Annotated in this window: 7 protein-coding genes and 1 pseudogene; 5 read left to right on the top strand and 3 right to left on the bottom strand. The window is 38.2% G+C overall.

Translation table 11 applies throughout. The features are described from left to right. The 3 genes and pseudogenes from QVB70_RS18225 to mtbB all read left to right on the top strand — a co-directional run. Positions 1-1,109, top strand: a 1,109-nt coding sequence (locus QVB70_RS18225) for a glutamine synthetase family protein (RefSeq protein WP_287589290.1), incomplete at its 5' end; no start/stop codon positions are given. 33 nt (positions 1,110-1,142) lie between these two features. Then, positions 1,143-1,775, top strand: a complete 633-nt coding sequence (locus QVB70_RS18220) for a corrinoid protein (RefSeq protein ID WP_287589289.1) — start codon at positions 1,143-1,145, stop codon at positions 1,773-1,775. A gap of 200 nt (positions 1,776-1,975) precedes the next feature. After that, a pseudogene (mtbB, locus tag QVB70_RS18215) lies at positions 1,976-3,379 on the top strand ([dimethylamine--corrinoid protein] Co-methyltransferase). 132 nt (positions 3,380-3,511) lie between these two features. Here the strand turns inward: mtbB and QVB70_RS18210 are convergent. Then, positions 3,512-3,760: a hypothetical protein gene (locus QVB70_RS18210; protein WP_287589287.1), complete on the bottom strand. Its 249-nt coding sequence runs from the start codon at positions 3,758-3,760 to the stop codon at positions 3,512-3,514. 67 nt (positions 3,761-3,827) lie between these two features. On the opposite strand from QVB70_RS18210, the gene QVB70_RS18205 reads away from it, so the two are divergent. Both QVB70_RS18205 and QVB70_RS18200 read left to right on the top strand, forming a co-directional pair. Next, on the top strand, positions 3,828-4,904 hold the full coding sequence (locus QVB70_RS18205; protein WP_287589285.1) for an NADH:flavin oxidoreductase: 1,077 nt from the start codon (positions 3,828-3,830) through the stop codon (positions 4,902-4,904). Between the two features lie 166 nt (positions 4,905-5,070). Further along, a complete protein-coding gene (locus QVB70_RS18200) occupies positions 5,071-6,741 on the top strand; it encodes a hypothetical protein (protein ID WP_287589283.1) in 1,671 nt (556 codons plus the stop codon). 20 nt (positions 6,742-6,761) lie between these two features. On the opposite strand, the gene QVB70_RS18195 is transcribed toward QVB70_RS18200, so the two are convergent. Both QVB70_RS18195 and QVB70_RS18190 read right to left on the bottom strand, forming a co-directional pair. Continuing rightward, complete coding sequence (locus QVB70_RS18195) at positions 6,762-7,634, bottom strand: hypothetical protein (RefSeq protein ID WP_287589281.1); 873 nt, start codon at positions 7,632-7,634, stop codon at positions 6,762-6,764. 312 nt (positions 7,635-7,946) lie between these two features. Then, the coding region (locus tag QVB70_RS18190; RefSeq protein WP_287589280.1) for a M20 family metallopeptidase at positions 7,947-8,836 on the bottom strand (890 nt) is incomplete at its 5' end.

Raw genomic sequence — 8,836 nt, 5'->3', positions numbered from 1 at the left:
CATTTAAGATATTACCTTATGCAAAACATTCTGCTCGTTTTATATGTGAATTACTGAATCCCGATTTTGAGCCTTCAGCAACGGACGCTCGCGCATTTTTACGCCGAATCATTTATCAAGCAAAAGAAATGGGCTTTCTTCCTATGGCGGCTGGGGAATTAGAATATTATCTTACCAAACGGGATGATAGTGGCAATATGATTCAACAAAATAACGAGAAATATGGAACGACTACCCAGTACGACTTAGCAAATGATGTAATACAAGATTGGCTAGATACGTTTGAAAAAATGGGACTCGACATAGAACGTGTTATCTCTGAATACGGCGGTGCACAATACGAAATAACGATAAGATATACAGATGCACTAACTGCTGCCGACAATGTTTTAACGTTCAAAGATGCAGCTAAAGGAGTAGCTTTGAATCATGGATATTCAACAACTTTCTTGCCCATGCCATTTCCTGGAGGGGCAGGATCGGGAATGCATTTTCACATCAGTTTATGGGATCTCAATGGGAAGAATAATCTCTTCTATTCAGAAAGTGATGAATATTTCCTCTCTGACACGGCAAAATATTTCGTTGGTGGAATAATGGCTCATCTAAAAGGTTTATGTGCTGTATGTGCACCAAATCCAAACAGTTACAAGCGTCTTTTACCGCATTCATGGGCACCAGCACATTGTATATGGGGCGTTGATAATCGAGCTGCTGCCATAAGAATTCCCACACGTGCAGAAGGAGATGAGGCAGAACCAACGCGAATAGAATTTCGTGTGCCTGATGGCACAGCGAATCCGTACTTCGCTTTAGGTACAACCTTGGCTTGTGGCTTAGAAGGAATCAAAAATAAAATAGATCCGCCAGAACCAGCTCATATAGAACCTGGCGACCTGGTGGATGATGATCTTGAAAAGAAAGGCATTGAGTACTTGCCAAGAACTCTGGGCGAAGCACTTGCAGAATTTAAAAAGGATGCTTTCTTTAAGGAAATTATGGGTGATTTCGGTTTTAATGAGTTCTATAAGGTCAGAATGTCTGAGTGGAGAGAGTATTGCAGTGTTGTTACTGACTGGGAATTAAAAAACTATCGCGATACGTTTTAATCCAAAGGAGGGAATAATCTGAGCAATGAACAATTGTTTGAAGGTATTAAAAATTCCATAATTGACCTAGATAGAGAAGAGTGCCTTAGATTAGCACAAGAAGCTCTTGATGCTGGAATTAATCCACTTGAAGTTATTGAGAATGGACTAAAGAAAGGAATTCAGATTGTTGGAACGAAGTATGAAGAAGGTGAGTTGTTTATAGTAGATTTGATGATGGCAGCATCAGCTATGAAAGCTGCAGTCGAACTCCTTGAGCCCCATATTTCGTCAGAAATGAAAGAAAAGGCTAGTGCTGGGAAGATTATTATTGGAACAGTTGAGGGCGACATTCATGATATAGGAAAGACCATTGTGTCAACCTTATTAGCTGCCAATGGTTTCGAAGTAATCGATTTAGGTTCAGAAGTACCTGCCTCAAAATTTATAGAAAAGATCAAGGAACTCAAACCAGATATCGTTGGAATGTCTGCGCTCCTAACAACTACGATGCCAAAAATGCAAGAAGTTATTGAAGCGCTCGAAAAAGAAGACTTGCGTGATGCAGTAAAGGTTATGATAGGAGGGGCTCCTGTTACAAAGGAATTTGCAGCAAAGATTGGTGCAGATGGCTATGCTAAGGATGCGGAAGAAGCTATAAAATGGGCTAAAGAGCTTGCCTCTTAAATAGCAATAAACTGTAGGTATTTCTCTATTTTTATTTTTCTTTGGTCGTTTTTCGAAGGATTCTTGCGTTTTTTTTATCACTTTTCCAATATTTTCATTTCTCAAGAATTTCAGAGGAAAGATTTTTTAGGGAATTCTGCTTTTACAGATGTTTAAAAAATTGATTAAAACAGAGAATCTTCTAGCTAGGAGGTCAACTTTTGACCGAATTCACAATGCGTACTGGTACGGGAAAACCGTTATACATGTCTAAAGAACAAATTCGGTCAGACCTCGAAGACGGTGCAAACTGGGCTGCAACAAAAGCAAAGATACCAGAACTGTCAGCTAATGAAATAGATCATATTCTTGATATACTCGTGAGACCAGGAAGACAAATTGGAGTTGAACAAGGAAAAGAAATTGTTTTAACTACAGATGGCGGCACCACAAGATATACAGGTATTTGCAGGTACTCAGCTATGCCTGTATCAAGAGAACAGGCTGTAATAATCGGAGAACGTTTCATTGGTTTCGATACGTTTGAAATTGGACACGCTGACTACAGTTTTAGACCAGTAAAAACAATTGCTATGGATGAGGCAACAGTAATCGAGAATACAGAACTTAACAGTGTGATTCCAGTATTCTATGGAGCAATGCCTAACCTAGGAATCTATTTCCAATCGCAAGGTGGGAAATGGCCATCTCCTACAGATTTCATGAACGAAGGTAAGATTGACGAGGCAAGGGCGGTTCAAGAGTCTGCTGCAGAAGATATGACTAATGACATAGTCTACGTAGCAAAAATCTTCGCGGAGACTGGTCTTGACGGTCTTGATATAGATACTACTGCTGCTGCTGGTGATGCAGATTTCTATGGAACTTTAAAAGCCATTGAGATAATAAAAAAGGAAACTAATTTAGCACTAGAGGTTGGCATGGCTGGCGAAAAAGTATTTGGATTACATGCAGATCTTAAATATGATGGTGAACGATTAGCAGGTATGTGGCCACATCAACAAGGCTTGATGGTAGAAAAGGCAGGTGGAGATCTCTTTGGTGCTGTCATTAATACAGACACAGGTAAATCTTGTCCGTGGAATTTAGCCCGTTCGATAACTTTTGTTAAGGAGGTTATGAAGACAGTCAGTATTCCGGTGCATCCTAACATGGGAATGGGTGTCGGTGGAACCCCTATGTGCGAAGTTATTCCAATGGATGTCGTCACTCGATCTGGTGTTGCAATGGTAGAACTTACTAATTGTGATGGCGTATAGGTAGGAACAGGAGACCCCGTTGGTATGGATTTGGCTTATCGGATGAGCATTGGAATGGGAGGCATCGGCACAGCAGGTGATATAGTAGCACGCCTTCAAATGACTAAGAGAATGAAACTTGACGCTGCCAAGGAATTTGTTGCTAAAAAATTAGGTGTTGATCAATTCACGCTTCACGATACTCTTCAAATGAGAGATCTTCGCGATGAACTTGAGCTTGGTTCTGTTACCGCACTTCCAGGAAAGGCCAAAGGTATTGAGGCAAAAGCTAGAATCGCAGATCTGTTTGATATTAAAATCAATTCTGTGAAACGGCTTAAGAAGAAACTTTCTTTAGACTTTTAGCATAGTGCTGGCAACGAAATCAACTGAAAGATCGGCAAGGCTTGATTGGGTTGATTTCAGATGGGCTCACCCCCGCAAGGGGTCAGCACATTTATTATTTCTGCCTATTTTTGAATATAAAGATAGAAAAAATTAAATCGCTTTTCTGCACTTTAAAATCACAATTGCACCAATTAATGAGACTGCAACTCCTGATCCTATCGCTCCAAAGAGATACAAATTTATGTTGGAAAATAAGGCCGTTTGTGTTTCACCTTCTACATAACTCGTGGTCGATGAACCAATGTTTACTCCCCCTTCTCCTTCTCCCTTTCCTTTTACCCTTTTGAAATTTTCTAAATCGGCATTTCGGCAATTTGTTCTATGCTGAAAAAGAATCATTTAAAAACTCCAACGGCACTGATCTGTGATTTATACAAGAAGTCAAAAGAAATAGGAAGGTGGTACTTTGTCAAAATTATTCGAACCCTATGATTTCTGTGGTATTAAACTAAAAAACAGATTTATTCGATCAGCAACCAGTGAAAATTTGGCTAAAAATAGATTACCTACTGAACAATTGTTTAAACTATACAAAGAACTTGCTCGTGGTGAAATAGGGTTAATCATTACAAGTGCAATGCGACCTGATCGAACTTGGACAAGAGGACCGCAACAAAAGAATATGGTTATTGATAGTGATGATTCGATTCCTAATTTTAGAGAATTGACTAATCTTATGCATTCCTTTGGTTCTAAAGTCGCATTACAGTTAGGTTCATTTTTCGTTTTTAACGGCGAATCTGTTGCTCCCTCTGCTATACCATATACTTGGATTCCTGGTGTTACGCCCAGGGCTTTAACAATTCAAGAAATTAGAGAAATAGTTGAAATTTATGGTACTGCTGGAGCACGGGCTAAAAAGGCGGATTTTGATGCAGTTCAGATTCATGCAGCACATGGATATCCTCTTTCTAGATTTCTCTCACCACGTTTCAATAAAAGAACGGATGAATATGGAGGTAGCCCTAAAAATAGAGCACGCATTATAATAGAGATAGCAACTGAAATAAAAAAAAGAGCAGGAAGCGATTTTCCGGTTTTTGTTAAGATGGGCGTGGTAGATTTCTGTGAGGGAGGATTGACAAAAGAAGATGGAGTAGAGGTCGCAAAAGCTTTATCTCAAAATGGTGTCTCCGCAATTGAGACTTCTGCCGGGACACCTGGTTCAGAAATGAATGCCCTTGGTGCAACAAACAATTCTCGATGGACAGAAGGTTATTTATTGGATTATGCAGCCGCAATAAAAGCAGAAGTAGATGTACCAGTTATTTTAGTCGGTGGGCTTCGTGATTTAAGCATGATGGAAGATATTATCTCCCAAGGAAAAGCTGACTTAGTTGCAATGAGTAGACCATTTATCATTGAGCCTCATCTCATCAAAAGATGGAAGGAGGATGGAGATCAAGAGCCCTCACATTGCATATCGTGCAATGGATGTATGGATCTCTATATGGATGGAGAAATTGTAGAATGTATCATTTAATAGTGTTTATTAATCAGCTTCATTAGAATTTTTTACTTCTTTTCTTCTCATGGCTTGATTTGTCTATAAACACTGCATAAAGCAAAAATCAGCTAAATGTAAAAAGATAAAAGACTGAAATACCATCCTTCTAAAAAAAACTAATATTTCTAGGATGTGAGTATAAGTGGATAATTCAGATATGGAAAAACAATTCTCTATCAAAAGAATAGTACTCTCAATTCTGGCAATCCTCTTTACTGCTTTCGTGACTTATAATATGACCGTACCTTTATACAACTATTGGGCACCAGCGATTTTTGCAGCATTCCTTCTGATTATAATTAACAGACCACTTTTAAGATATCTGAATTTTCTGTTCCGAGTAAGAATGAGATCTAGACCTTCTACGGTTGGTGTTATATTTGTCCTGATTTTCATACTTGCTTCTAGTTCCTCAGCAATTACTTGGCAATATAACTTCTATGTCGCGAACAGATTTGTTGACGAACTTGGATTAGAGCTCTCAGATGTTGAAACACCGTTCACACAAGGAATAACGCCAGATGCTGTTCGTTTGGTTGACAGAGATTTAGCTTATACTATAGCCCAAAAGCACAAAGCAACTTTTACTGCAAGCGCAGTACTCGGGTACGAACAGATCGGTGTGTATCAAGGACATGAAGCTTGGTATGTGCCCGTCATCGAGGAGACCCTGAATTCTATGAGAATGAGAGCAGTTGGTTTTATCATAATAGACGTTAATAAGCCCTTTCAGCAACCGACAATAATCAAGTATAATCAAGAAGCAACAGTTATGCCAGATTTGTTATGGTATCGAAATCCTGATTATAAACTTTACAATCAAGATCAAAATAGGTATTATGGCAGAAATTATTACACAGAAATCGACGGCGAAATTCGTGTTATTGTGTTGTCCCATAACGGTTTTCTATATCCCCATGATGCAAAGGTTCATGTATTAAGTTTAGATGGCAAAGTAATCGAAGAACTCTCACCTAATGAAGCATATCTTAAAGGTATTCCACAGGTCTTGGACGAAGAGAACTACATCGAGTTCTACGAGAATGCTTTCAGTGGATTTCTAATGAAAGATAAAAGTCTGGATATGTGGGCAGGATATCTAAGTGAAAAGGATACGTTTGAACCTAGTGAAATCCTTCGTTATCTTCACGACCAACAAACAGGCACAACAATTGCCATAACAACAACTCACCCAACTAGCAATCCTTCAACAATGCACGGAATGTTCATTTGGCGTGGTACAAACGTTACTTATCACAATTTACGAAGGGCAAGCTTTATCAGCGCCGATGAAGCTCAACGAGAAGGAACAAAAATTCCTCAATTAACAATCTTTGGGAGTCTTTCTGCTTCAATGAGACTTCTTTATCCCATTAAATATTCAGACGGCACAGTCAAACTTGCATGGTTTATCCCCTATACCCAATCAGACCGACTTGTAGCCCTCGCTATCGTAGACCCAGTGGATACTTCGCACATTGGCTATGCAACGAAAGAGGAAGCGACAGGTGGTGAAGGTCTTGCTCGTTTAGCGATGTCTCGCTTTTCAGGAGTATCAGTATCTGGTGGATCTGGAAATGAGATTCATGGTAAGATAAAAGAAAGATCGACTTGGATAGAGGATGGAAACCAAGTAATCTTGTTTAAAGTAGATGACAAAGTGAGAAACGACATTTATGTCATGGCTAAAGCGAATCAACTTAGTGCACAAGACTTCCATGAACTTATAAGGAAAGATACTGGTGACAGTCTACATGTAACAGCTACATTTAGTGACTCTGAACAGGTCTGGATAATCACTGGACTTCTCTAAAAACCATAAATTGATCTATGTCAAAACAGCAAGCGTTTTATACCTGTGTCTTCAACAAGCTTAAACTTTTCTATTTTTTCTTTACTTAATTCTATTAAATAGGCTTTTAGTGCCCCTATATTATATTCTGAACCTGGATTCACGCACAACGTTTTTCCGATGTATGTAAATCCACCAGATTCGTGAATATGGCCGTGAAGAGTTAATTTTGGTTGATATTTTTCAATGACTTCTCTTACAGCTTTACTCCCAACTGCAGAATAAAAAGGAGCGCCAAGAAGATGAACCACGCGTTTTTTCTTATCAAGTTTTGGAGCTGTATCAAGACCTGAATTAAAAGGTGGCGCATGTATTGCAGCTACGACATGATCAAAATCATTGACAGTTTCAAATTTCTGTTCCAGCTTTTTCTTTAATTCTTTCTCTGATAGTTCTCTTAGGGAATTCCAAGGAGTCGGATTTACATAATTAAAACTGATTAATTTATGGTAGACGTCTAAATCGATTTCTTTATCTGGATACACAACAAAATCATCATTTCGTAATACTTCATCGATTTTTTTGGAATCATCATTAGCAGGGATTATTATAATTTTAGGTTTATTTTCAAATGAAGTATTCTTGGCTATTTCTATCCATTCTAGCACTTGTGCAGCGTCTAGGTCCTCAAAAATTTTACGTTGATATGTAAGATCTTTTATTATTCTTTTAAAATCTTTAGTATCTGTAATTAAAGGTAATAATCCAAAATACTTAGCCCGTTCTAACAATTCATTTAATTCTTGCTTTGATGTCACATTGTAATTCTTACCTAAAAGAGTAGCTTGATATAAATTGGATTTTGCATCATGTATAATTGGTAAAATTTCTTTTGCGGAAAGATCTCCACCCATTATGGCGATATTTACCTTGTATACTTTAATCGCATTCAAAAATTTAAGCCAAACTAGTTTACTACCATGAATATCTGAAGCAAACAAAATTCTAATTATTGACAATCTTCATACGTTCCTTTTCTGGGAAGATAAATCAATTTAGCATGGAATTGATTGGTTATCACTTTGGTTTTGTTGTGAATTTATCTGTTTAATTCTGCATAAAAAAACAGATTTTTATCGATTTTAATTCTTCTTAAGCTTTATGATACAAACAAAGTGAAGTAATAGTTGATTATAGCAAAATCAAGTTATTTCTGAAGAATAAATTCATGTAGTTAACAGATTATGAATTATCTGATACCAGTCCAGAAGTCCTTGAATTTCAACATATTCTTCAGGGCCATGCCAATTTTTGCCCCGAGGTCCAAATTCTACCACTTGTACACCTGTTGGGGCATAAAACACTGCATCGGAACTCCCTGTCGCGATGTACAGCTCTGGCTTTTCGCCTACCACCTTTTCAGTCTCTTTAACGAGCGTCTGAACCAATTCAGAATTAGGATCTGTATATACTGGAGGAACCCTTGAGGTTGTTTCTCTAAGAATTTCACAATCAATATCTTTCATAGATTTCTCGAAAGCTACGAGAATTTCCTCTTCAGATACTGTAGCAGGTCTCCTAACATCAACTTTCAATTCACATAATTCAGGAATTTGATTGATTTTTGTGCCGCCGCGAATAATAGACGGCGTAACAGTCGTTGCCTCTTTCCCCAGTGTTTCGTAATCGAATAACTCTTGAGATGTTAAGTTAGTAATAAACTTTGCAGCGCAAAGGATTGCATTTTTTCCTTCCCATGGTCTGCTTCCATGACCTGGAATTCCATGAAATGTTAATTTTTGCGAAAAAATGGCTTTAGAGCCATAACATATCCTATTTCCATCCATAGGTTCGCCAAAAATACACCAGTCCGCAGGATATTTCGATACCAGAGCGCCAGTACCATTTTCACCACTCACTTCTTCATCAGAAACAAATTCAAAAATAGCTTTTTTAGTCAGGATACTCTCATTTTTGAGGAGTTTAATGATCAAAGACACCATAACTGCCGCAGCAGCTTTTGCATCTGCTGAACCGCGTCCGTAAACTTTTCCATCTTTTACAGTTCCTTTGCATCTTGATTTTTCGCTCTCAGGAACAACGTCCAGATGTGTGT

Origin of the sequence: Candidatus Borrarchaeum sp. (assembly GCF_019058535.1) — an archaeon.
GTDB lineage: Archaea > Asgardarchaeota > Sifarchaeia > Borrarchaeales > Borrarchaeaceae > Borrarchaeum > Borrarchaeum weybense.
Note: the sequence above shows the minus strand (reverse complement) of the source record. Positions and strands in the feature narration are given on the sequence as shown.